The organism is Methylomonas fluvii (assembly GCF_014850975.1).
GTDB classification, from domain to species: Bacteria; Pseudomonadota; Gammaproteobacteria; order Methylococcales; family Methylomonadaceae; genus Methylomonas; species Methylomonas fluvii.
Map to the genome: position 1 here is coordinate 954078 of NZ_JACXST010000002.1, position 22441 is coordinate 976518.

Annotated in this window: 19 protein-coding genes; 13 read left to right on the plus strand and 6 right to left on the minus strand. The window is 51.2% G+C overall.

The window, feature by feature from the left end:
• Positions 1-81: 81 nt before the first annotated feature.
• From EBB_RS13855 to EBB_RS13875, 5 genes are all read right to left on the minus strand, one after another.
• Complete coding sequence (locus EBB_RS13855) at positions 82-3939, minus strand: helicase (protein ID WP_192394393.1); 3858 nt, start codon at positions 3937-3939, stop codon at positions 82-84.
• 5 nt (positions 3940-3944) lie between these two features.
• Positions 3945-7112 (minus strand): hypothetical protein, encoded by a 3168-nt coding sequence (locus tag EBB_RS13860; protein ID WP_192394394.1) that lies wholly within the window; start codon positions 7110-7112, stop codon positions 3945-3947.
• A gap of 157 nt (positions 7113-7269) precedes the next feature.
• A complete protein-coding gene (locus EBB_RS13865) occupies positions 7270-7812 on the minus strand; it encodes a HEPN domain-containing protein (RefSeq protein ID WP_192394395.1) in 543 nt (180 codons plus the stop codon).
• 85 nt (positions 7813-7897) lie between these two features.
• A complete protein-coding gene (locus tag EBB_RS13870; RefSeq protein WP_192394396.1) occupies positions 7898-8098 on the minus strand; it encodes a DUF7706 family protein in 201 nt (66 codons plus the stop codon).
• The gene (locus EBB_RS13875; protein WP_192394397.1) at positions 8095-8763 is read right to left on the minus strand and encodes a hypothetical protein; all 669 of its coding nucleotides are present in this window, start codon (positions 8761-8763) and stop codon (positions 8095-8097) included. The genes EBB_RS13870 and EBB_RS13875 overlap by 4 nt, the downstream gene beginning before the upstream one ends.
• A gap of 277 nt (positions 8764-9040) precedes the next feature.
• On the opposite strand from EBB_RS13875, the gene ssb reads away from it, so the two are divergent.
• The 10 genes from ssb to EBB_RS13925 all read left to right on the plus strand — a co-directional run bounded on the left by ssb (position 9041) and on the right by EBB_RS13925 (position 18619).
• Entirely contained in the window at positions 9041-9607 is a 567-nt protein-coding gene (gene ssb, locus EBB_RS13880; protein ID WP_306790004.1) for a single-stranded DNA-binding protein, read from the plus strand.
• 142 nt (positions 9608-9749) lie between these two features.
• Positions 9750-10790 (plus strand): phage recombination protein Bet, encoded by a 1041-nt coding sequence (gene bet, locus EBB_RS13885; RefSeq protein ID WP_192394398.1) that lies wholly within the window; start codon positions 9750-9752, stop codon positions 10788-10790.
• Between the two features lie 95 nt (positions 10791-10885).
• The gene (locus EBB_RS13890; RefSeq protein WP_033159582.1) at positions 10886-11221 is read left to right on the plus strand and encodes a hypothetical protein; all 336 of its coding nucleotides are present in this window, start codon (positions 10886-10888) and stop codon (positions 11219-11221) included.
• The gene (locus EBB_RS13895) at positions 11218-12219 is read left to right on the plus strand and encodes a YqaJ viral recombinase family nuclease (protein WP_192394399.1); all 1002 of its coding nucleotides are present in this window, start codon (positions 11218-11220) and stop codon (positions 12217-12219) included. Before EBB_RS13890 ends, EBB_RS13895 begins: the two co-directional genes overlap by 4 nt.
• A gap of 317 nt (positions 12220-12536) precedes the next feature.
• Complete coding sequence (locus EBB_RS13900) at positions 12537-12749, plus strand: hypothetical protein (protein ID WP_020482868.1); 213 nt, start codon at positions 12537-12539, stop codon at positions 12747-12749.
• 108 nt (positions 12750-12857) lie between these two features.
• A complete protein-coding gene (locus EBB_RS13905; RefSeq protein ID WP_192394400.1) occupies positions 12858-13799 on the plus strand; it encodes an AAA family ATPase in 942 nt (313 codons plus the stop codon).
• A gap of 2 nt (positions 13800-13801) precedes the next feature.
• Positions 13802-14560, plus strand: a complete 759-nt coding sequence (locus EBB_RS13910) for a hypothetical protein (RefSeq protein ID WP_192394401.1) — start codon at positions 13802-13804, stop codon at positions 14558-14560.
• Positions 14561-14644: 84 nt separating this feature from the next.
• Positions 14645-15823, plus strand: coding sequence for a DUF3150 domain-containing protein (locus EBB_RS13915; RefSeq protein ID WP_192394402.1), 1179 nt, complete (start codon positions 14645-14647; stop codon positions 15821-15823).
• A gap of 88 nt (positions 15824-15911) precedes the next feature.
• On the plus strand, positions 15912-17732 hold the full coding sequence (locus EBB_RS13920) for a VWA domain-containing protein (protein ID WP_192394403.1): 1821 nt from the start codon (positions 15912-15914) through the stop codon (positions 17730-17732).
• Positions 17733-18085: 353 nt separating this feature from the next.
• Positions 18086-18619 (plus strand): hypothetical protein, encoded by a 534-nt coding sequence (locus EBB_RS13925; protein ID WP_192394404.1) that lies wholly within the window; start codon positions 18086-18088, stop codon positions 18617-18619.
• Here the strand turns inward: EBB_RS13925 and EBB_RS13930 are convergent.
• Complete coding sequence (locus EBB_RS13930) at positions 18597-18974, minus strand: hypothetical protein (protein ID WP_192394405.1); 378 nt, start codon at positions 18972-18974, stop codon at positions 18597-18599. The genes EBB_RS13925 and EBB_RS13930 overlap by 23 nt on opposite strands.
• Positions 18975-19139: 165 nt before the next feature.
• On the opposite strand from EBB_RS13930, the gene EBB_RS13935 reads away from it, so the two are divergent.
• From EBB_RS13935 to EBB_RS13945, 3 genes are all read left to right on the plus strand, one after another.
• A complete protein-coding gene (locus EBB_RS13935) occupies positions 19140-19802 on the plus strand; it encodes a hypothetical protein (protein ID WP_192394406.1) in 663 nt (220 codons plus the stop codon).
• Positions 19803-19953: 151 nt separating this feature from the next.
• The gene (locus EBB_RS13940) at positions 19954-20451 is read left to right on the plus strand and encodes a hypothetical protein (RefSeq protein ID WP_192394407.1); all 498 of its coding nucleotides are present in this window, start codon (positions 19954-19956) and stop codon (positions 20449-20451) included.
• A 115-nt stretch (positions 20452-20566) separates the two neighbouring features.
• Positions 20567-22330 (plus strand): DUF4942 domain-containing protein, encoded by a 1764-nt coding sequence (locus EBB_RS13945; RefSeq protein ID WP_192394408.1) that lies wholly within the window; start codon positions 20567-20569, stop codon positions 22328-22330.
• Positions 22331-22441: the final 111 nt, after the last annotated feature.

Sequence of the window (22441 nt, forward strand, 5' to 3'; positions counted from 1 at the left end):
CATGTATAGATAGCAATAAAATACTATTTAAGGCTTATTGGCTAAAATTCATCCGCTTTTACATATCTTTTGTAATTGGCATCACTCTGCAAGCAAGATAGTGTTTAACAAATTGAGCTCATTGGATGCTGCTAAGTATCTATCATCAAAAATCAGCTCCAGTCTTGCCGGATCTTGCTCACCAATCACCGCAGCATAAGGGATATCCGCATAGCGTGGAATGACGGGCAATATTTCAGCGGTGGTGGGTATGCAGGCACCAAGCGAATCCCTCCAAGCGATTTCATCATCGCCAAGCGAAGGAAGTCTGCCACTGGCATCTTTTTTCCAGAATCTTGGGTAATCCAATGGCACAACAACCCAAGTTGAAGATGATTGAAGCGCTTTGACCGTTGAAAATTCGCGTGTTGCCTCGTCTTTTTTGCGTGCCAGTATGCGAAATAGTTCTTCAGCGGAATGTCTCAATTTAAAAGGCAAAGTTTCATCCTTATAAATATGGCTCAGTTCTCCAAATAACTTTTCGCTTTGATGACCGACATCGGTTGACCAACCTTCAACGTTAAACCGCTCTTGTTTCTCAAGGCTTTCCCAATGCTCCAGCCAAAAGGGACCGATACAATAGAGATGATCTGGCAGCAAACAATCGGGATCGTCATTCGGCGAAATCAATAAAGGTGCATTGTCAGCACTCGCACGTCTGGAAAATTTCTGAATATCCTCCAGTCGAACAACGCTTTTAAAGTCTTTAGATCGCGCTGTCGCGTCCAACGAAAACTTCGAAAACAAGTGTTGCGTATTTCTTTGGGCATTGGCGACCAAACCACGCCGATTCACATCCGCCGAGTAATCCCTCAAAAAAACGTCTGCTTCTCTCAAAAACGCTCTAACATGTGTACTCATTAGTGACAGCATTTCTTCGCTACCAATGCCGCCCACCGGAACCATGGCAAGATTCTGTTTATCCAGGCCTGCATCACCGATAATGCGGGTATAAATAGTCGATCGAAGCATGACCAGATAGGTCAAGAGATCGCTGACCAGCCTTAGCCATTGTCGAGGCTCCGGAACCTCATCCTGTGGCAGAAAATCTTGCAGGAGCATGACTAAGCGGCGATCCTTCCAATCTCCGTCATCGCAGAGCACGCCGTCATCCGACGTGTAGTATTTTCCACGGCCCCGATAAATCAACTGAGCCACTTCCATCAACGCTGCTTCAATGCCAAAGCGGGGAATCATTGCGATGATCCAATCGGTTTTCGGAAAAGAGACTCCGCGAGCGCCACTCGAGGTCATCAAAAATACTTTTACGGTATCCCGCCTATCATCTGCAATCAGAGCCTTGCGTTTGGCGGCGATCACACTCGAATCCAAAATCGCCACCTGCGAAGCATTCAATAAAGGCTCACCATCCTCACTGGTGACTAACAGTGTTTGGACCGAACGTAGAAAGGCCTTGTCCTGCGCGAAAAAAATAACCTGGTCTGCGCCTGAATCCAGCGCCCGCCTAATTTCCTGGATGACATTACCGATAATCGCTTCACCTTGTTGCTCGGCAATGGCCTGCCGCACGGTTTGTATTCTTCCGTCGAATAATTCACCTGGCTTGATCAAATCCAGCCTAACACGATAATCGATGGACAACTTGGTTGCCGGGTAGCTGTTCGTCATGATGTGCAGAACCGGCAGGCGTTTTCCACCAATCCTGACCGGCATGGCGGACAATCGAAATGGTCTTTTCCCTGCACTTTTGGAAACAAGGACTTTATCCGGGGTGCGTTTGCCACTATTGAGATAACGATCAAGGACTATCTCATTACCCAAAGAAGCATCGGATACAATCAGAATCACGCGAAACAACGGCTCTTGATCAAAAGGCCGAATGAACTGCTGATCCAACCAACGGGCGACAGTATGAATAAACGGTGCGCCCGCCCCGTCACCGGTCAATTCATCGACCATGACCACAATGGTTTGGATACGCTGCGCAAACTCCCGTCGCTCCAGCTTTCCAGCCTGTTTGTTAGTCGGATTTTTAAATAGATAATCCAGGGCGGACAAAGTACTCTTATCACCGCCCAATTCCCGGTAACCCTGGATAGCCGCTGTCAGCACAACGCGATTGATATCGGGGTTTTCAGCCAGAAGGTTGCGAGTGGCAAGAGACAACACCTTTAAGACGCCCGGCCGTTTATCATCTTCCATTCTGTCCTGTCGTTCGGTTTCAGCTCGTTTCCGATTACTAGAACCAATATGGGTCAATTCCAGCGCCTCTTTTGTGGCAGGCGAAAGAATCAGAGTACTGTTGTCTGGGTGTTTAAGATTTTCAACCCCGTCGGCTACTACAGCACTATCGACCATTCGCTTGGCTACCGTGCCATCCTGCACTTGTTTTTCATACCAGGCCTTGGCAGCACCGATGAGTTTTGAGTTAGTGGTAACCGTCAGAATGCCGCTGGATTGATTGGTAGCTTTATCCCTTGCCAGATTTTCGGTGACATCGTCATTGATAATAACCCTGGGACTCACGTAGAGAAACAAAAAGCCTTCGCTGGATTCCTTAAGGAAACTGACAACGGCAGTGGTTTTTCCGATACCCGGATTGCCTTCAAGACCCAACACAGTCATTTGACCTAATACTGACGATCGCATGCCGGCAACGACGGCTGCTGAGTGTAAATCACGTAATGGCACAGATTGGCCGTATTTGACTCGCTCTGCAAGGGTTTCGGAAATTGAAGTTTGAGGATTGGCTTTGAGGAAATCGGCTATGCTCGAATCTGAATCTACCCAAGACAAGGCCTCTTGCCAGGGCATGGTAGCCATAGGATTCAAAAACTCCTCGACGTCTTCAGAAAAATTAAATGCCAGGCTTTTGCCGGGTTCTGGCAGTTCGCGCATGTCGACAAACTGCTTGCTGATTGCCTTGGGTAAAGCCTTACGAATTTTGTCAAACGCATGTCTGATATGATCGTTCAACGCATCTTCATCGCAATCCGGCACTTTTTCGGTGTCGCGATAGGCCCGACCCAGACTTTCTAGCAGGGAAACTCTGGGATCGACTTCATGCCTGGAAAAGAATCTGGCAGCCAAACTTTCAAAGCCATTTTGGGTGATGGAAAGTGCACGAGCATTACAAGGCTTGTCATCAAGCCCTTGGCTCTTCAGCCATCGCATAGTGGTGTGTAGGTAGGAAGCTGCTTGACATAATTTGTACAGGGGCTTGTCGCGGCCGGTAAATGCAGGTAAGTGATTTTTGATGTCGGGAGACAGCACAAATTCTTCCCCGGAAACTTCAGCACATACTCTGGAAAATACGCTGCGAGTATCCATGAACCATGCAAAACGCCGGAGTTCTTCCAAGTGGGCATCGGGTTTGCTGTAGTCAGCCGTTTCAGGCAAACCGTTTAGCGAAAACTCCAGACACAGAAATTCGCGGCCCAAGGAATCGTAACTTGGCTCCAACCATAGCAAGAAATCAGCTCTGGCTGGAAAGCCTTTATTCGCCAAAGCAGATTCAATCCGCTCTTGTCCAAAGGCAGCAGCCCATGCCAGCAAAGCTTCTTCTCTTTCGGCATCGAAGTCGCCCTGTAACCGAGGCAGTTGTAACGGACACCACAACGCTTTGATGCGGTAATCCTCAGCGTCAGGCTTTAATTTTCGCAAATATTCGCGCATGGCGGTTTGGCCCAGTCCCATTCCCAACTCGAAAAGATGCCGCGCGGATTCACGGGTTCTGAATTTCAGGTTTTGATCGACTTCTCGAAGTTCATTGGCCAGCGCGGCATACACATCAGCCGCATCCAATGCCTTCCAGGGTGTCAAATCAATACTATCCAGATCCTGAACGGCACTCGCCATTAAAGCTGTCAGCACACCTCTTTTGACGGCAATTTCGAATGTCTGGCCCCACAGAGAATGTCGTTGGATAGGATCAAGCAAGGCCATCACCCACTATGAAGGCTTTCTGTAACATGAGACAACAATGCCGGTAATGACAGCAAAACGTTGCCTTTACGTCGGCTAGAAGGCTGGACTTCAATTTCCCCTGCTGCACCACTAGAAGATGGTTGCACCCAGCCAAAGGGATCCAATACCGGTTTAAAGACGCCGCCTTCAGGTTGCTTTTCAGCTTCGAGAAAATGCAATCCTCGTAGAACCGCCAATAGACAATCACGGACGCTATTGCCAGACCCTAGCAGATTTGAACGAACCCGTTCCCTCCACTCGCTGTTTTTCACCTGATAATCGGCGTCCCAAAAATAGGTGCAAAAGCCTGATTGCGGCCTAGCGGCATCGTCATTGCCAACAATTGCCAAGGTTGCAAAGGTATAAACCGGGATAAGTTGCTTGAGCACGCCATCGCCTTGATCAAAGGCAAATTCGTCGTGGTCCGAAATGCGCACAGCCTCAAACGCCGATTCGGCTTTACTACGTGTGCGAAGTCGGGTGGCAGGAAAGACGTCTCGCCGCAGCATGTACAGACTAACATGGGGGAACTTACTAGCTACCTCGTCAAGAAATGCCGTTTGAGTATGTGGTGAATGCCGCTGTGCCGAACGATTGATACGCCGATTACCGAAATGGCTCGACACCAGAATTATGTGCTCATAACCCTGGGCTTGTAGCCTGGAGACTTCTTCAACGATGAGTTTTGGACTTTTAAATGAATCGCGTGTTTCTACAACATGGGTTTGCATGCGGTCAAAAGACAAGCGATAACCGATTGATACTTCACTAACGGCTTCCGCAAGATAAGTTTTTGCTCGAAATATAAAGCCATCGGTATCATTGGTTTGCGGGTGATCGTCGCAAGGTCGAGTGCTATAAACCAATGCAGCAATCTTATTAACCGACGGTATGCGGTTGGTTGCAACAATCAGGGGAAATGCGGCCGATAATGCAAAAGCCGCCCCTCTGGCTTTGTAATGATGATTTAACCCATCCGCCACGAAACCTTGCATTCGCACGGGAAGATCGCGCATCAATGCGGATTCGACGGCTTGTGAAATGGCATATATCCAATGATCTCCCTCATCCTTGGCCGCAGTTTTACCCTGCTGTTGAAAACGAATCATCAGCGCAGGCATCCGTTTTTCGGCCTGGGACACCAGTTTTTCACTCAATACCTGAAGCACCACATAAATCAGAACAGTCATTGCTGTAGCCGCGGCGGCACGATACTGCCGACTGTCTTCTTCGGAATATTTTGGATGGTTGCGGTATTTCAAACGCTCGGGATCGTACCAAATGTCGATCCCCGCGGGCATGAGCCACTGGGGCTCAATCTTGACTCGAGACTGCTTAGTTATAGGATTTTGATTTTCATCAACCCGAAACGGTCTCCAGGTAATATTCAACAGTTGACGGGGTAGCTCCCTGTGAATTTGAAAAATACTATTTTCATCGCCCCTTTCGGCCAGAGTCCTTTCGTTTAACTCCGTCCGAACACGAACCGAAAATAAGGCATCGGGCACTTCATCCGGTTTTCGAGCAATTTGAATATGTCTGAACCACTCGATATTTTCGGGTTGGCCTGATGCTGGCTTGATTAACGGATCGCGTACTCTACCCTTGGATCGCTCTATGGAAGACCAGTCCACCAGGGTCTGCTGAACGACCAAATATAAATCATCAACTGATCGCTGCGCGTGAGCAATGACATTATTAGATTTGGTACGTAACAGGGCAACCAGTGTTTTGCTCAATTCCTTGACGTTGGGACTCCATAGGCTTAAATCATCCAGCATCGCAACAATTGCCGATTGGCCTTGCTCTCTCAATTGAATAGACAGTTGCTGGGCTTCCGTTATCAGGTCGGATGATTGAATGGTGGGATTCAAAACCAGCCATAAAACGACAAGCTCGCAAAGATTTCTGCGCAATACAAACGGCGATATTTCATTACCGGAGTCATCAATTAGAATGTCACGCAGGCGATTTAGCCTGGCATCAAAAGCCGGCTCCATCTCACTACGCGGATCTTTACCGTTCACGCGAAACCGATAACTCACTTCACGAAAAACAGAAACGCCACGTGATTGTGGATCGACCCGACGCGACTCAAATAGTTGAGTATTCCACTCTGCCCAAACTGGCAGGCAGTTGTAGAACAACGCTTTAATCAGTTCGTCTGCAATGGAAAATTCCGCAGTCAACCCAAATGTACGTGTAAGATCAAAGTGCAGTGAATGGGGCGATTCTGGAGTTCCGTAATGCTCGAATAGCTGATTGACCCTATGAATATAATCAACAAATCGCCGATCATTGGCATGCTCTGATTTTGATTTTTGGGCAGCCAAACTATCCATAATCGCGAAGCTGACTCGCAATCGCACGCGAGACAACGCTTCGTCCTCAAGGAAATTCAAGAATCGAGTCACTTGGCTATCTTGTTTATCAAAGTCCTGCCGAAGCGTTTCAATTAATTTTTCTTGTTGAACACTATCAAACTCGTCGTCTCGATAAGCATGGGCATTTGAAATGCTGGATGCCATGCGATCCAGCCAATCTTCAGCTTGAATTTCTTCCTGGGCAGAGATCACACGTGCAACATCTTTTTCGCGATCTTGTGCTGACCGGTCAGTTTTAGCAAATTCCATTGCTACTATTTGTGCCGGCAGTTCTTTAAGAAAATCTTTAATCCCAGTTAGTTTGGATAATGCCTCGAATGCCATCTCGGGGTTTTTAATCAACAGGCTATCGGCCGAAAGTTCGAGCTTGACAATATCATCAACTATCAGGCGTTTTAATTTTGTGGTGGCCTGAGAGAGACCAGTGATATTGTCATGAAAAATCCGGCCGCCGAGTTTCGCAGTAAAGTTTTTAGGTGGATTAACTAAATCACGCAGAAATCCACTATCGGGTGTTTGGCGGAATGCCTCACGAAATTCTTTTAGAGCAAGAAGCCGCCGAAGTATTCCGTATGTATTAATGCTGAATCGGTGTTTTTCAGGATCAAACTTTAAAACAGACCAACCGAGTGGGTGAGCGGAATCTTCACCAGACGGCGGAAAGACTTTCACCAAAAAATGAATGAGCGAACTGAGATCGGTGGAGGGAATTTGCCCGCGCGCATGCACGGACGCTCCACCTTGTTGGGCGGTTTGTGACATCGGCATTCTCCAAAATAGATTGACCGTTACTGGTCACATCGCCCTCTATGTCTGCCGAACAAATAGAGAACGGGATTATCTTTCTATATTTTGGAGTTTATAGCACAAAGGGTGAGTTGCCCTAATAATTAAGAGCAAAACGTTAATTAGGTAGCGATTAAAGATTCGTATCCAAATAAGCATCCGTAGCTTTGACTAATTCCTTGATGAAACGAATGACTTTTTCGAGTTCGTCACGTCGTATCAAATGCGCTTGCGGTGAGCCGTTGTTAATGGGTTTCGACCGATGGACGGCATCACCTCTTTTAGAGATCCAGTCATTCAGGGACTTTCGAGCTCGCTCAGGATCGGTATTGGCCCACGTCCAACCCAAGGTTACATCGATGCCGACATACTCTAGGAAAAGTCGTTTGGTTTTGTCTGAGCTAGGATTATGGAATTGCTTGAGGTCTTGATGGAGCTTTTTGTGTATGAAGTCGCCGACATAGCTGCCTGCCACAGCTCCCAAACGAATATTCATCGCTTCGGTTATGCGATCTTCGACGTAGGTTTCCCAGGCAGTAAGCGCCATCACCAGACCTGCTCGTTTTAAAACCTCAGCGTTTGCCGGTGGCGGGTTGGTGTTGATTGCGTCGAAATGAGCTAGAAGCTCCTCAGCATCCTTAATTGAATAATCGAAAGCCAGCTTTGCTTGGGACATCCTTGATCTCGAGAATAAAAATAAAGCACTGATAGTACTGTATTGGTCGAAACTCTAACAACAAAGGAATTACGGATATGGCTTGCTAGCGTGGGCTATAGCCAATTACCGCCAAGTTACTTTTGAGCTTTTCCGCAACAACCATCATGCGATAGGCCTCCTCATCATCGACTGCCTGACTGCGATAATCAGCAAATCCAGTTCGCTTTAGAAATTGCGCTAAATCCCAAGCCTCCTTTTCGGATAGTGAAACGCTCAAGTATATTTCATCCGAACTAATTGTCATTGCCCACCCGCCTTATCCGAGTCGATCTCATCGACCACTGAATCCTCACCCTCGGTAAGCTTCGCTGCCTCATCCAACAACCCTGATTCCTGCCGGGCCAGTCGCACTTCCTCTCCATGTCCCTGTTCATACGCTGCCTGATGCGCGCGTCTTTCCATCGTCACAATTTTATTCGCTAGCCTCTGCAACCGCTGCTGCCACTGATAACGGGCCTCAATGCAATGCTTGTTGGAGATGACCTGGCATAGCCACAAGGTGTCCATTACGATCATCAATTGGTCCAGTAAACGAATCAACTCGACGAATTGCGCAATCTGCGGCGAAGCGATTTTCGCCACAAATTCCCGAGGGTGGGTATAGGTAGGCGTTTCGGTGATGCCATTGTCAGCTTTGAGTTTTTCCAGCCGCATCTTTTCCTGCTGCAGTTGCTCCGCGCACTCGGCAATCATCTGGCCGACGATGCTTTCTATTTCATCAACGGTTTCTTCCCGGCCGATGATGCGCAGGATCACGTCAATCGCATACAAGGACACCATCAGTCGGTGATAGCTATCACGAATGACCCGAATGGCTTGTTCGCTGTTGATGCTAAACGTACGCTCAAATATCGGCCGACTGATGGCGCGACGCAAGGCTGATTTTGGCTGTGAAGCTGTTTCGGACATGACCGTTTCCTGATGTGGACGAATGGTTCATGATCGTATGTCAAATTCTTTAAAGCCTTTCCGCAGACGACGGCGAATTCGTCATCAGCTGCAAGAACACTTCAAAAAATCTCTGCTTCAATACCCGCCAACGGAATCGGTCGGCCATCGGCCTTTCGCTTCTTCCCAGACTTTCTCGGCTGGTCTTTCATGATCACCTTGATCCGACCTCGGTCGGCGTTCCGTTTTTAAACGGCGACGGTGGATTTCCATCGGCGTGTCAGGTGCGTCAAGCCTGATGTGTATTTTTTATTGTCTAACCCTGCCGGGCGTCTCGATTCCCAGCCGGGGTTCGACGGCCGGTATGCCCATCGCCGCGCCGCTGGGTATTGTTTTCGTTGAGTCGGGCGCGGCCGACAGGAGGAATGTCATCATGGCCAATCGCGGCGTGAACAAAGTCATCTTGCTGGGCCGGCTCGGCGCCGATCCGGATATTCGCTTTATGCCCAATAACGGCGGCAAAGTCGTCGCTGTCCGTTTGGCAACCAGTGAAGTCTGGAACGATCCTAAAAACGGCAAACAGGAGCGGACGGAATGGCATCGGGTGGTGTTTTTCAAAAAACTCGCCGATACCGCCGAGCAGTATTTGCACAAAGGTAGCCAGATCTACATCGAAGGCCGTTTGCGTACCCAGCAATGGGGCCAAGCAAATAACAAGCGGTACCGTACCGAAATCGCCGCCTTTGAATTGCAGATGCTGGATCGCCCAAACGCATCGGCAGCCGCCAACGGTTCGTCATCATCGCCAGCGGCACCCGAGGACAACGATTGGGATGACGAATACAGCGATATGCCCATCCATTAAACCCCGGCGCGCCGATTATAGGCGTTCATTGGTTTAACGGTTACACCGCCGACCCTTTTCAGGTTTCGGTATTTCAACCCCCTGGGGAACTCCATTCCCCGGCGGGCGATGGCGTTCCCTTTTTTATTGAAGGATACCCACCATGAGCCAAAATAACCGCAACACCTTACCCAAAACCCGCGACCTGCCGATGCCGGTCACGGCGCAACAAAGCTACGGCCTGTCGGAGCAGTCCTGGAAAGTACTAACCGAAGTCACTTTTCCCACGGCGAAAACCCCGGAAGCCATTCTGATGGCCCTGGATTATTGCAAGGCCCGCAAGCTCGACATCTTCAAAAAGCCGGTGCATATCGTGCCGATGTGGAGTGCCGCTTTAGGCCGCAATGTCGAAACTGTCTGGCCGTCCATCATGGAAATCCAGACTACCGCGTCCAGAACCGGTGTTTGGGCCGGCATGGATAGGCCCGTCTGGGGTCCTGATGTCACCAAGACCTTTACCGGTCGCTACAAAGACGACAACGAGCAATGGCAGGAATCCAGTGTCACCGTGACTTTTCCCGAATGGGTAGCCGTCACCGTGTATCGGATCGTTGCGGGAAAACGTTGCGCCTTTACTGAGGAAGTGTACTGGCTGGAAGCCTACAGCACCGCCGGTGGTAAAAACTCGCAAGTGCCGACCGCGATGTGGATCAAACGCCCCAAGGGGCAATTGGCCAAATGCGGTAAAGCGGCATCCTTGCGTTCAGCCTTTCCGGAGGAATGCGGTTATGCCGCCGAGGAGATGGATGGCAAAACGCTCGACGACATCGTCGACGCTACCGTAATTGATGGCGAAGCGACTGTGTGGGATGGCGATGCAGACGATCGGTTTCCCGAATCACCCGAGCACACGTCTCAGGTGATCAACTTGTCGCAAATCCATCCCAAGGTGCAAAAGGCCGTAGCGGAATTGGTACGTCGTACCAAGGCGGCAGGTGCCTGGAAAGCAGCCTACGACTATGCCCACCAGAAGTTCAAAGGCATCGACCTGACCTTTGCGTTGGCCGAGTTGGACAAGGTATCGCAAGTTGAACCCAAGGCAACACAAGCCCTGGAACAAACCGAAAACACTGGCATGCCACCCTTGTCCGCGAAAGACATGGCGATGAATCAGGCCCGTCAAACCCTGGGGCACGCGGCGTAGAAACGCTGCAATCCTAAATTCTTTAACCACCCACGAGGGCGTCATGATTCGCCCACGGGGTAGGACATGGCGCTCTTCATTTATCAGGAGAGGTCATGAACACAAACGATCAATCATTAAACCGCGTGCCCTGTCATACCGACTGGCAACGTTACGATTCACCAACGGTGTTACGCCGTCACGGTCGTGGTTTTCTGGAACGCCTGTGGCGACCCCAGGCCAACGAACCGAACCCGCAGCCCTTGAGCCAACCGGAACTGACAACGCTGGCCGAGAGTTTTGGCGGTGTGTGTCTGCCGGCGCAAGACGAACTGCTGTTGCTGTTCGGCGATGGCCATTGGGCCCGGCGTTGCCAGACCCAGTTGCACAAGCTCGGTATCGAGTCGGTGCGCTTCGGTTGCCAAGTGCAGTTGACCGGATTTTCGCGATGAAGGTCATCGACGTTTCGCAACGTTCAGCCGCCTGGCGGCAATGGCGTTCACAAGGCGTCAGTGCCAGCGAAGCGGCCATTGTCATGAACCGCTCGCCGTATAAAACCCTGTGGCGGCTCTGGGCCGAGAAAATCGGCCTGGTGCTGGAAGCCAGTCTGGACAACAACCCGTTGATCCGCGCCGGCATCCAGCAAGAGCCCGAGGCTTTGCAACGCTTCGAGGACAAACACGATCTGATGTTGTTGCCGCTGTGCGGCGTGTCGGAACAGTATCCCTTGATGCGCGCCTCGTTCGACGGTTTGTCCGACGCGAATGAGCCCGCGGAAATCAAATGCCCGCACGAGACCACGTTTTTGGATGTGGTGTTGAATCGGGAAGCATCCCAGACCTATCAACTGTATTGGTGCCAAGTCCAGCAACAACTGCTGGTTTCCGAAGCGCAACGCGGTTTTCTATTCTTCTACCACCAAGGCCAGGACATCGAGTTCGAAATTCAGCGCGATGAGACCTTTCTCACTGAACTGGTCGCTGCCGCGATGGACTTCTGGTCGGCGGTCAAATCCAAAAAGGAGCCGATCAAGGATCCCGAGCGTGATTTGTACTTGCCGTACGGCGAGTCGGAACGGCAATGGCAACAACTGGCGGCGACGTATCGGCAACGGGCGTTGACCATTTTGGACCTCAAAAGCCAACTCAGCCAGTTGGATGAGGAGCAGTCGCGCATTGAAGACACCTTGGTGGCGTTGATGGGCGATTACGTGGCCGCAGAGCATTCCGGGTTGCGGATCAGCCGTTTTCAAAGCCAGGGTGCCATCGATTACAAGGCGGCACTTCAAACCTTGCAACCGGATGTTCAGGCTTCGGCGCTGGAAGTCTATCGAAAACCGTCTGCCACGCGAGTCCGTGTGACCTGCCGGGACGACGACGGTAAGCACGCCGAAGTCCCGTTCGATGCCCAAGCCTTGAAAGACCTGGCTGGCGTGGACTTTTGGTTTTGAGTTTGATGGTTCGTTTCACGACATCCTGTAACCCTGGCGGTTGCAGGGTGTCGCTTGATGGACAGGAACATACATTCGGTGCCGGCGTGTCGGTTTTAGGCTGGATTTTCAAAAAAGTCCAACCCAAAACCCGCATCGTTCAGGCATTCCCTTCGTGGAATCCCGAATCCGGTTTCGACCGGCGTTCCGTTATTAAGCGGCATGAGCGTTTGCCTCGTGTGCCAGGTGCGTCAAGCCTGGTGTTTTTGTTTGTCCCGTTGGGGTTCATCACCTTTGCGGGATTCGGTGACCCCTTTTTTTGATTGAAGGAGGTCATTATGAATCACGACTTTTGGAAAACATTGCATGGCTGGTTGAACGTTGCCCACAGCAACGACATTCAGGCCAAAAAGCGTTTGCTGCTGGAGATGCATCGTCAAATCTCGGACCCCGGTTTGAGAAGCGACATTCAGCGTATTGTCCGTTTGATGGATCGGGAGCTGTTGGCCCGCGCCGAATGGGCGATGTACTGCGTGATGCAGTTGCGTTAACTTTTTATCCACCCTGGTTTGCCAGGGTTTAAATCACCCGTTGGGGCTCATTACCCCTCGGGGCGGTGTGCCCCTTGTCATTTGAGGCTTTACCTCAAGGAGCGCATCATGTATCAACAATATTCGATTGCCGATACCTTCGGCATTGCAGCCCCGGCGTCCATGAAAGTGGAAGGCTTTGTCCCAGGCAAAAATGCTTATGTACCGGCGCAAAAAACCTATGTGTTTCGCAAGGATCACTTGCGAGATGTATTGGCGTTTTTAGGTGCCCACAATGGCGACGGCTTATACCTGACCGGGCCGACCGGTTCCGGTAAAACCTCGTTGTTGGAGCAAGTCGCGGCGCGCCTTAATTGGGGCGTGCATTCGGTCACCGGCCATGGTCGGCTGGAACTCAACGATCTGTTGGGTCAGTACATGCTGGTCGACGGCGGTGCGATGAAGTGGATCGATGGTCCATTAACCCTGGCGGTTCGCCTGGGTCATGTGCTATTGATCAACGAAATTGATGCCATCGACCCGGCAGAACTGATCGGTCTGAATGAAATCGTCGAAGGCAAGCCGTTGACGATTCCGCAGACCGGCGATGTGATCACACCGCACCCCAAATTTCGTTTGGTCGCCACCGGCAATAGTGCAGGTAGCGGCGATCAATCGGGCTTGTACCAAGGCGTGTTACGTCAGAACTTGGCGTTTCTGGATCGATTTCGGCTGATGGAAGTCGGTTACCCCGAACCCGAAGACGAAATGAAACTATTGGCCGATGTGGTGCCGAGCATGCCGGAAACGGTACGCGAAAGCATGATCAAAGTGGCCAACCAGATTCGCAAGGTGTTTATCGGCGGTGCGGATGGCGGCGGCATGTTATCGGTGACCTTATCGACACGCGGTTTAGTGCGTTGGGCGTCATTGGTGGCCACTTTCAAAAGTGCGCCCAATGCCTTGGCCTATTCGCTGGATCGGGCATTGACCTTTCGGGCTGAACCCGCCGAACGCGAAGCGATTCATCGCATCGCCAAGGACGTGTTTGGCGATGACTGGCAGGTGTGATCATGGCCGCCTGGAATCTCTATCGTCATCGTAACAGTGACGGCAGTTCCAAAGACTGGGCAGTCAGGAGTAATTCGGATGGTTCGATCACCACTCGTTGGGGGAAAACGGCAGATAGTTTGCCGGGCGTTAGCAACCGATACGGCGTTAAGCAGCTCGACATCGAACGACAAAAGCAGGCCAAAGGCTATGTGTTGGTCGGCGAAGTTGATATTGATGTGAACGGCAATGTGACGTTTCCTGGTAAGACTTTGCCGGCAACCCAACCACAAATCCGAGATCCTGAGCCAATGCCAACACCACCGGTAGAGGCGCTGTATTGGACCATCGAATGTCGGGCAAAACAGGCTGTCCGAGTGGACTTGGGTATCGAGGTCAGGCGACTGATCGGCGCTATTCAAGCCTTGTCGGATAGTCATGCTACGCCTGATCAGGAGTGGAATGGCTGGCAACAACTGATTGATGCGACGCTTAATGCTGAAGCCTTTGAACTGAGCGGTCAGATTAAACAAGTGCACGGTGTTTTGCCTTGGCTGTTTTTACTGGCGCTGAAAGCAAAAGGCTTCAAAGGTGTGGACATTGATATTGCCACCGAAACCGCCCGAGACCTCTCGGTCGATCTGAAAGCTGAACAGGACGTGCTGGCATTTTTCGGCACAGATCTGGACAGTATTCGCGAAACCGCCGAAGTTTTAGGCCTACTTAAACCCCGTATAAATCTAGCTGCGGCCATGTCCGACACGGACGACTGCTGGTTTTAAGCGTATTGTTATTTTTCATTTATCCCGAAAGGGGCACATCTGCCCCAGCGGGATGGGTGTGCCTCTTTTCTTTAGGAGGTTCCCATGTCGCATGAAACACAAGTGATATTAGATCGCGTGGTCTTGGTGAAAGTCGAAGCCAATATCTACGGCGCCCGCAAGAAACTGAAAAAAGAAGACCTGGTGCTGGCCGATGGTAGCAAATTGCCGCCGGAGGACTTAGCCAGCTTAGGATCCAAACGTTTGCTCGATCCCGATAAGCTGACGGTGTTTAACCGCCTGAAGAAGGAAGCCGAACGCATTTGTTTGCGCGTCGGCACCCGCTTTCTCGGTGGTTTTGCCGTGCCGGTTGAATCCGCGGCCAGTATTACTGCGGAACTCGAGCGTATCGCGCTGGATTTTGCAGCGGCTAAAACCGAGTTTATTGCCGGTTACGATGCGGCGGTGACTGACTGGGTGGTTCGCCATCCGGAGTTTGCCGGCATCATCGAGCAAGCGGTGGATTCGGTGGAGTTTGTCTCGACGCGCTTGTCGTTTGATTTTCTGGTGGTCAGTGTTGGTTTGCCCGATAGTTTGCCGCCGGCGGATGTCGCGCGACTGGAAAGCAAAATCGGTTCGCTCAGTGAGCAGATGTTCTACGAAATTTCCGTAGAAGCCAATCAACTCATCGAGCAATCTTTGCTGGGCAAAGAGCAAGTAACGCGTAATGCGTTACGGCCGATCCGCCGCATGCGGGATAAACTCGATGGTTTGGGCTTTCTGGATCATCGGGTCGCACCAGTCGTCAGCACCATTGACGATCTATTGGCGAGAATTCCCACCAAAGGCGCCATTGAAGGCAGCGTTTTGCAGGAGATTCTGGCCACGGCGATGCTGTTGTCCGATCCGGATAAAACCCGGCGGCACGGTGAAGGCTTGTTGGCGACTCAACTGCCCGTTGTTGATGAGACTGAAGAAGTCATCGAACATGCGGAGCCAGAGCTACCAGCAGTAGCAACACCCGTCATCGCTGAAATCGTTTCAGACAGCCCCGATTTTACCGATCTGTTTGACGGCATCTTTGACGATGAAATCGAACCTGAATCGGTATCGGAGGACTGGGCGCTTGGGGTCTTGCTAGATAAAAGCCAAGCCGATGCTGCTACTAATGATTCTGATGAAGACATCAAACCGGATGATCAATCCGATTTGGTAGCAGTCACTGCTGATGGCGATGATGATGAGGATGCTGCGGAGCATTCTGACCAGGACTACTGGTTCTGAATGATCTGACGCCATTTAACTATTCACCCACTGGGGCAAATTGATGTCCCTTTGGGGCCGTGGTTTGCCCTGAATTTTGGAGCACACCATGAAAAATAGAACCTTACACAACGCGTTCCCCATAGTTGCGGCGGCCATAGGCAATCGCTTTGGCATTAAGGTCAGCGTCGGTGGCGATCAAGCCTATACCGATGGTAAGTCGATTCAGCTCCCGGCCTATGAGGGTGATGACCCTGATTACCAGGATTACGCCTGGGGCCTTTTGGCTCATGAAGCGGCGCATATTCGTTATTCGGATTTTTCGCTGCGCTATGGCAGTTCGGTATTACGCCGGCGCTTATGCGGTGCCATCGAAGATGTCCGCATTGAGCATGAACTGGCGAAAGACTTTCCAGGTACGCGGCTGACGATAGGCACGGTGATCGAAAAAATGATTGCCAAAGGCGACTTTGTGGCCACTCGTATCGACGATCATCCGGCCAATATTTTGTACAGCTTTGTTTTGAAGAGTTTAAGGGCCAGGGTACTGGGTCAAACGGCCTTACTACCGTTGGTCGCGCAAACGGAAGTGGCACTGAAAGCGAAATTTCCGAAAGGTGCCGTAACGCGAATGAAAGGCTTGTTGTCCGAAGTGCCGCAGGGTTTGCAGTCAGAAAGCGATTGTCTGCACTTGACCGACCGTATCCTGACGATGATCGAGCAGGAGTTCGAGCAACAACGGCAGCGTAATCAGGCGCAGCCAGCGGCAGATGAGGACACACGGCCTGAACCGTATGATACCGATCAGGCCGCTGTATCAGCAGATTCGGACGGTTCAAACGGCTCGGATTCCGAGGATGATATGGAACACGATCAACGTTTACCTGCCGATAATGACGACGAACAGTCTTCAGAATCCGGTGGTAACGATGATTCCAATCCGGAAAATCCTGACGATGAACCCAGTGCGCAGGCAGAAAATTCTTCATCCGACCCGCAAGGTGATGACGAAGAGAGCACGGTGATTGCCGATCCTGTAGGCGTCTTGCAAACCCTCTTATCGGCTGGCGACATTGACATTGACCAGGATCTGTTCGAATCCCTGAAATCATCGTTATCGTTGGCCGCAGAAAACGTATCGGAACTGTTGATGCCGAGCGGCAACGAGCCGCCTATGGACGAGCGAGCCGGTGCGTTTTTGCTGCGCAAGGTGCAAAGCGAATCAGGAAAAATCCGCGCCGCTTTGCAAGGCTTGGTGCAATCGCAAACTCTCAACCGCTCGCAACGCGCCTGTCGTGGTCGGCGGATAGATGGCAAGCGCTTACACCGCCTGCCGCTCGGTGAAACCAAGTTGTTTCAGCGTAAGCAGGTCAAAGCAGCACCCAATACGGCGATTCATCTGTTACTGGATAAATCCGAAAGTATGGGATATCAGGTCAACGATAGCCAAGGCCAGTCCGTTGGATCGCGAATGCCGATTGCGTTGGAAGCCACTTTGGCGCTGGCGTTGGCCTTTGAAGGTATTCCGGGGGTTAATCCTGGCGTCACTGCGTTTCCAGGTCATCAAGACGATTCGGTGTTCAGATTGCTTGAGCATGGTCAACGGGTGAATGTCCGCACCGGTGCCTTCTCGCTGGCAGCCACCGGCAGTACGCCGATGACCGAAGCGATTTGGTTTGGTGCTGCGTCGCTATTGCGTTGTCGAGAACCGCGCAAGGTGCTGATGGTCATGACCGATGGTCAACCCAACGATACGCTGAGCACGCTGGATATTTTGCAGCGCTGCCGGGATAGCGGTATCGAAACGGTGGGCATTGGTTTGGGACTGGATGTCAGTCATCTATTCCCGATTGCCATCACCATTAACGATCTATCAGAGCTGAGAGCACAATTGTTCGAACTCTCGAAAGCGGTGTTGTTGGCGGCTTAAATCTCGGCCAGTCAATTATCCGTAGCCCAATCCTTAGGTCATAACCTAAGCGATTGTGGCTATGGGTCGCTGATTGCAAACGCAGTTTGTCGAATGCACTCACTTCCTGGAGCCCATTCGACAAACAGACATTTCATGCGTTCTTTTCAAAGAATGCTGAATCCGACTTCGGTCGGCGTTCCGTCTTTAGACGGCGAGCACGTTAATCCGTGATCGTGTCGGGTGCGTTAAGCCCGATGTAAATCGCAGTGGTACGACCCTCTGCAAATCCTAATCCCGCTTCGGGCGACCATCGCCCGGCCGGGTGCTGTTCATTCGAAGTGTTTTCTTAAATTTTATAAAGGAGAACTTCAATGAACTTTATTTTCGGCATCATTATTTTGGCGCTGTTCATCCTCGCCTTGCGGGTCATATGGGCAACGGCGTTGCAACTGCTGAGCGTATTGAAACATGCGTCTCAAACGGTTCACAGCTATCGTGCAAAGCGCCTAGCCCGAAACCGATTACCGGTGATCTTGCCCCAAATCCGTCATGAAGTGGATTGGTTGGCGATGTCAGATTCGGTGCGTCAGGAAATTCATAGTCGCAATCGTGAAACGAATCGCGAGCTGGATCGCTTGGAACTCCAATATCAAGCCAAACAGAAAACGATCAAACTCTACGAGGCGGATATTGAAATCGCCAAACTAGAGCGGGATTTATTGAAAATCAAACCGACTATCGTCTCGGCGGAAACCGAGGCTAAACCCCGTCGGCGGTCTAAAAAAGTGGGCGATTCAGCCCTGGTGGACGACAAGTCCGCTAAGACTGCCCAACAGGTATTTCAATTGAGGGAAGCGCTGAAAGGAAATGCCAACGCACCGGCTAATCAGCAAGCCCGCCATTGAATACACGTAGCGTGATTCCGGTTCCAGTATTGATGCTGCGAACCGGAATCACGCGTTGCTTGGATTCATCAGCAAACACCCAGCTACCTTCGGGCAATAACGACAACAGGTCGTTCTGGGTTTCCCGACGTATTTGGCGAATTTTGTTTAGAAACGGCCAGGCTTGTTCAGGATCGTCAACCCGATTGAGCACGTCGGCTTCCAAAACATCCAATTTTTGGAAAATTTGTTGGCAATGTCGAACGACTTTTAGTGGTTCGTCGACAGGAATAGCCATCGGTTTTTTCGTTGGAATCAGCTCCTCTGTCCGCTTCGGACTGAGGAAGTCAAAAATGCGCAAAATATCGTCAATCATGGCTTTTTCTCTGTTTTTTAATGAGTTTTAGCCACCATATACCGATTTTTACGTGAATTCAACCCCGCTGCATAAGCCAGTTTTAGGCATTTTCAGCGTTTTTAACCCTGCAGGAACCTCATCCTGCCGGGTGGTCGTTCCTGCGATTTTTTGGAGGAAATGACCATGTCATCAACATTAGTAAATGGCGTTAGCCATTCGCATTCTGAAATTGAAGGTGTACGGTATTTGAATCATTACCGCTGCCCTTACTGCAAAAGCGAATGGGAGGATGTATGGGATTGCGGCTGTAATGATCGCTGCCCGGACTGTAACAAGGAGATCGAGCCTTATGAAAGCGCATTGATCGAGGGTGAATCGGCGGAAACCGACTCGCCAGTCCAAGAACCAGCCTTAGCCAATGCCACGCCAGAAGGCATGAATCGACGTTTCGTAGTGTCCTACGAGATCGACTATGTCCATCGCGTGTCGGTAGGCATCACCGCGGAGTGTCCCGAATCGGCACAACAGATTGCCGAACAGGCATTCAATGACGCCACCATTTGGGATGACACCGCCGCCATACCGTTATTGTCGGATGAATACCTTGAGTCGGGCGATGAAAGCTTGGTATGGGAATGCGTGGCCGTTGAACAACTGCCGGAACCGGATTATTCGGTACGACAATTGAAGCAGGAACAAGCGGCCATGCGGGTTTGCCGCAGATTGGTTGAAGCCTATCCCCAAGGTGAAACCAACGGCGGCAGTATCGATTGGGACGACTTGGATCAGTTAATCCCGCTGGCATTACAAGCCTTGGGAAAAACAGCGCTCGAAATCAAATCCTAAACAAATAGCGCGCGTTGTTCAGACGCGTAATTCGTAAAAGCCTGAGTTAGCCAAGTCATTCGATGCGGCGCTCATTTTTTTCCACCAAAACGGGAATGTCCTATTCCCGCTGGGGAATTGTGATGTTTCCGTGTTTTTTGAGGACAACATCATGAATCAAGTCTTTGAACACACGTTCGGCACGGGTCATTGCATCCAGTACCAGCGTTTGCCATCCGGCACCTGTTATCACGCCGACACACCGGAACCGGTGGTCGAGTTGTTGGAACAGCTTCGCCATAGCCGACGCAAAATCCGGCTGTATTACGGCGATCCAGCTACCGGTCAATCGTGGCTCGATGAACACGATGTCATCGGCTGGGTCGGTCGCTCAATGGGATCCATCAAAGTCCCATTGCTAATCGAACCCGGCGATATCGGCGGTCCGGCCTTGCTGGACCACTGCATCGTTCGCATCGATAGTCCGCGCCATGTGCTCTACCAACACGATGAATTTCGCGTTGGCGAGGTAGATCTGGTCAGAGGCGAGCTTAACCGCTTGCCTTGGGAAATCTGGATCGACGGCAGCGTGCATGCCCGATTCAAAGCAAAAACCGAAGCCCGGCAGTATCAGGACTTCATTCAAGGTAAGCGGTTTGCGTTGATCTGACGCGCCGTTTTCATTGTTGACACTCGGTTAAGCCGAGTTTTTCACACTACCCCTGCGGGATGATTCTATCCCGCCAGGGTTGAATCGGTCGTCAGGGGCTTTTTTGGAGAATACCATGACAGACCCTTATCAATATTACCCCACGCCAGAAGCACTGAGCCGTAAAGCTTGGGCTATGTTCAAGAACCAGCAATTCGCGCGGGTATTGGAGCCTTCAGCAGGCGAAGGACATTTGCTTCGTCCAGGACCCCACCAGTACGGTAAACGTTTGCCGATCGATTGCATTGAAATCGATATCCGCAAACACGCGGCTCTGCGCGATGAAGGCTTTGCTGTGGTGGGGATGGATTTTCTGCAGTTTCAAAGCGGCAGTGTCTATTCGCACATCATCATGAATCCGCCGTTTTCCGACGGCGCCAAACACGTGTTGAAGGCTTGGGAGATCTTGTTTGACGGTGAAATCGTCGCCATTCTCAATGCCGAAACTGTGCGCAATCCGTTTTCGAAAGAACGCCAGTTGTTATTAAGGTTGATCGAGCAGCACGGCGAGGTCGAGTTTCTGCAAGAAATGTTCGCCGGCGAGGATGCCGAACGCAAAACGCCGGTCGACGTGGCCCTGGTCTGGTTGAAAAAAACTTCGACGTTCGAACAGGACATCCTCGGCAGTATTCTGGACGATTTGCGCCAGGATCGTCGGGAGGCCGACGATTTAGCGGGCGAGTTTCAACTGCCCCATGAGTTGGCCTTGCCGAATGCCTTCATCGATAACGCGGTATTGATGTTCAACGCCGCAGTCGAAGCAGCGCGACAGGCCGTGGTCAGTGAAGCCCGTGCCAGCCGTTATCGGACCATGCTGGGCAAAACCCTCGGCGAACTAAGCGGTGGCGGTATCAGCAGTGAAGACGACTCGTCATCGGATGCGGTGAAGCGGATGCTGTTCAAACGCTATCACGATCTGAAGAATCGGGCCTGGGCCAGCATTTTACGCTCTACGCAGGTGACTTCACGCTTGTCATCGACGGCGCAGAAACGCTTGGAGTCGGATTTTGAAGCGGTGAAGTCCTTGGAATTTACCGTGCCGAATATCTATGGCTTTCTGCAAGGCATCATCGATCAGCAAGGTGAAATTCAACTGAGCATGGTGTGCGATGTGTTTGATCTGATCACCCGCTATTACAGCGATAACGCAGTGTTTTACATGGGCTGGAAAAGCAATGACAAACACCGCACGCTGGGCATGCGGATCAAAACCACTCGGTTCGTTCTGCCAGGGCACAAAGTCGAGTCCTATCACAATAGCCTGAACTGGGAGTCAGAACGTCTGTTAGCGGATTTCGACAAGGTGTTTGCCTTGCTCGATGGCAAGACCGAAGCGGACGTGAGTTTGGTGTCGGTGTTTCGGCAGCATTTTCACGCGCTTCGGGTTGGAAAACGGATCGGCGGCAGTTATTTTGACGTTCGCTATTATCCGGGCGTTGGCACCATCCACTTTTTTCCGAAAAGCAAAACCTTGATCGACCGGATGAACCGTTGGGTCGGTCGCCAGCGCCGCTGGTTGCCGCCGGTGGAAAGCCAAGCCGGACAAGGTTTCTGGCAGCAGTTCGAACAGGCAGAGAACTTAGATCGGGCGTTTCACACCGAAGTGAACAAGAAGTGTCCACGCAGTAGCCGGCATGTCCATTTCGATCCCTTTTGGGCGATCAAGCACGGCGGCGAGTCGGAACGGGAAAAAGGTCATCGTCTGTTAGCCCAGGCGATGAGCACGGTACTTGCCAGCCGGGGCATCGATCCCGATGCGGTATTGGAAAACGAACAATCCAGCTTGCTGGAATGGACGGGCTCATTACCCTCTTCTACAGACCTGGCTTTGGCATCGTAATCCGGTGTTATACAGGTCTTTAACTTAACCACTGGCCTAGCCAGTATCACCCGCCTCGGGGAGATGATCCGTTCTCCCCGTCGGGGTTGGACTGTGTCGTTTCCTCGGGGC

Bases quoted from the DNA above. Each gene is read 5' to 3' on its own strand.
- EBB_RS13860 (WP_192394394.1), bottom strand. From the start codon at position 7,112: ATGTCACAAACCGCCCAACAAGGTGGAGCGTCCGTGCATGCGCGCGGG.
- EBB_RS13865 (WP_192394395.1), bottom strand. From the start codon at position 7,812: ATGTCCCAAGCAAAGCTGGCTTTCGATTATTCAATTAAGGATGCTGAG.
- EBB_RS13870 (WP_192394396.1), bottom strand. From the start codon at position 8,098: ATGACAATTAGTTCGGATGAAATATACTTGAGCGTTTCACTATCCGAA.
- EBB_RS13875 (WP_192394397.1), bottom strand. From the start codon at position 8,763: ATGTCCGAAACAGCTTCACAGCCAAAATCAGCCTTGCGTCGCGCCATC.
- ssb (WP_306790004.1), top strand. From the start codon at position 9,041: ATGTGTATTTTTTATTGTCTAACCCTGCCGGGCGTCTCGATTCCCAGC.
- bet (WP_192394398.1), top strand. From the start codon at position 9,750: ATGAGCCAAAATAACCGCAACACCTTACCCAAAACCCGCGACCTGCCG.
- EBB_RS13890 (WP_033159582.1), top strand. From the start codon at position 10,886: ATGAACACAAACGATCAATCATTAAACCGCGTGCCCTGTCATACCGAC.
- EBB_RS13895 (WP_192394399.1), top strand. From the start codon at position 11,218: ATGAAGGTCATCGACGTTTCGCAACGTTCAGCCGCCTGGCGGCAATGG.
- EBB_RS13900 (WP_020482868.1), top strand. From the start codon at position 12,537: ATGAATCACGACTTTTGGAAAACATTGCATGGCTGGTTGAACGTTGCC.
- EBB_RS13905 (WP_192394400.1), top strand. From the start codon at position 12,858: ATGTATCAACAATATTCGATTGCCGATACCTTCGGCATTGCAGCCCCG.
- EBB_RS13910 (WP_192394401.1), top strand. From the start codon at position 13,802: ATGGCCGCCTGGAATCTCTATCGTCATCGTAACAGTGACGGCAGTTCC.
- EBB_RS13915 (WP_192394402.1), top strand. From the start codon at position 14,645: ATGTCGCATGAAACACAAGTGATATTAGATCGCGTGGTCTTGGTGAAA.
- EBB_RS13920 (WP_192394403.1), top strand. From the start codon at position 15,912: ATGAAAAATAGAACCTTACACAACGCGTTCCCCATAGTTGCGGCGGCC.
- EBB_RS13925 (WP_192394404.1), top strand. From the start codon at position 18,086: ATGAACTTTATTTTCGGCATCATTATTTTGGCGCTGTTCATCCTCGCC.
- EBB_RS13930 (WP_192394405.1), bottom strand. From the start codon at position 18,974: ATGATTGACGATATTTTGCGCATTTTTGACTTCCTCAGTCCGAAGCGG.
- EBB_RS13935 (WP_192394406.1), top strand. From the start codon at position 19,140: ATGTCATCAACATTAGTAAATGGCGTTAGCCATTCGCATTCTGAAATT.
- EBB_RS13940 (WP_192394407.1), top strand. From the start codon at position 19,954: ATGAATCAAGTCTTTGAACACACGTTCGGCACGGGTCATTGCATCCAG.
- EBB_RS13945 (WP_192394408.1), top strand. From the start codon at position 20,567: ATGACAGACCCTTATCAATATTACCCCACGCCAGAAGCACTGAGCCGT.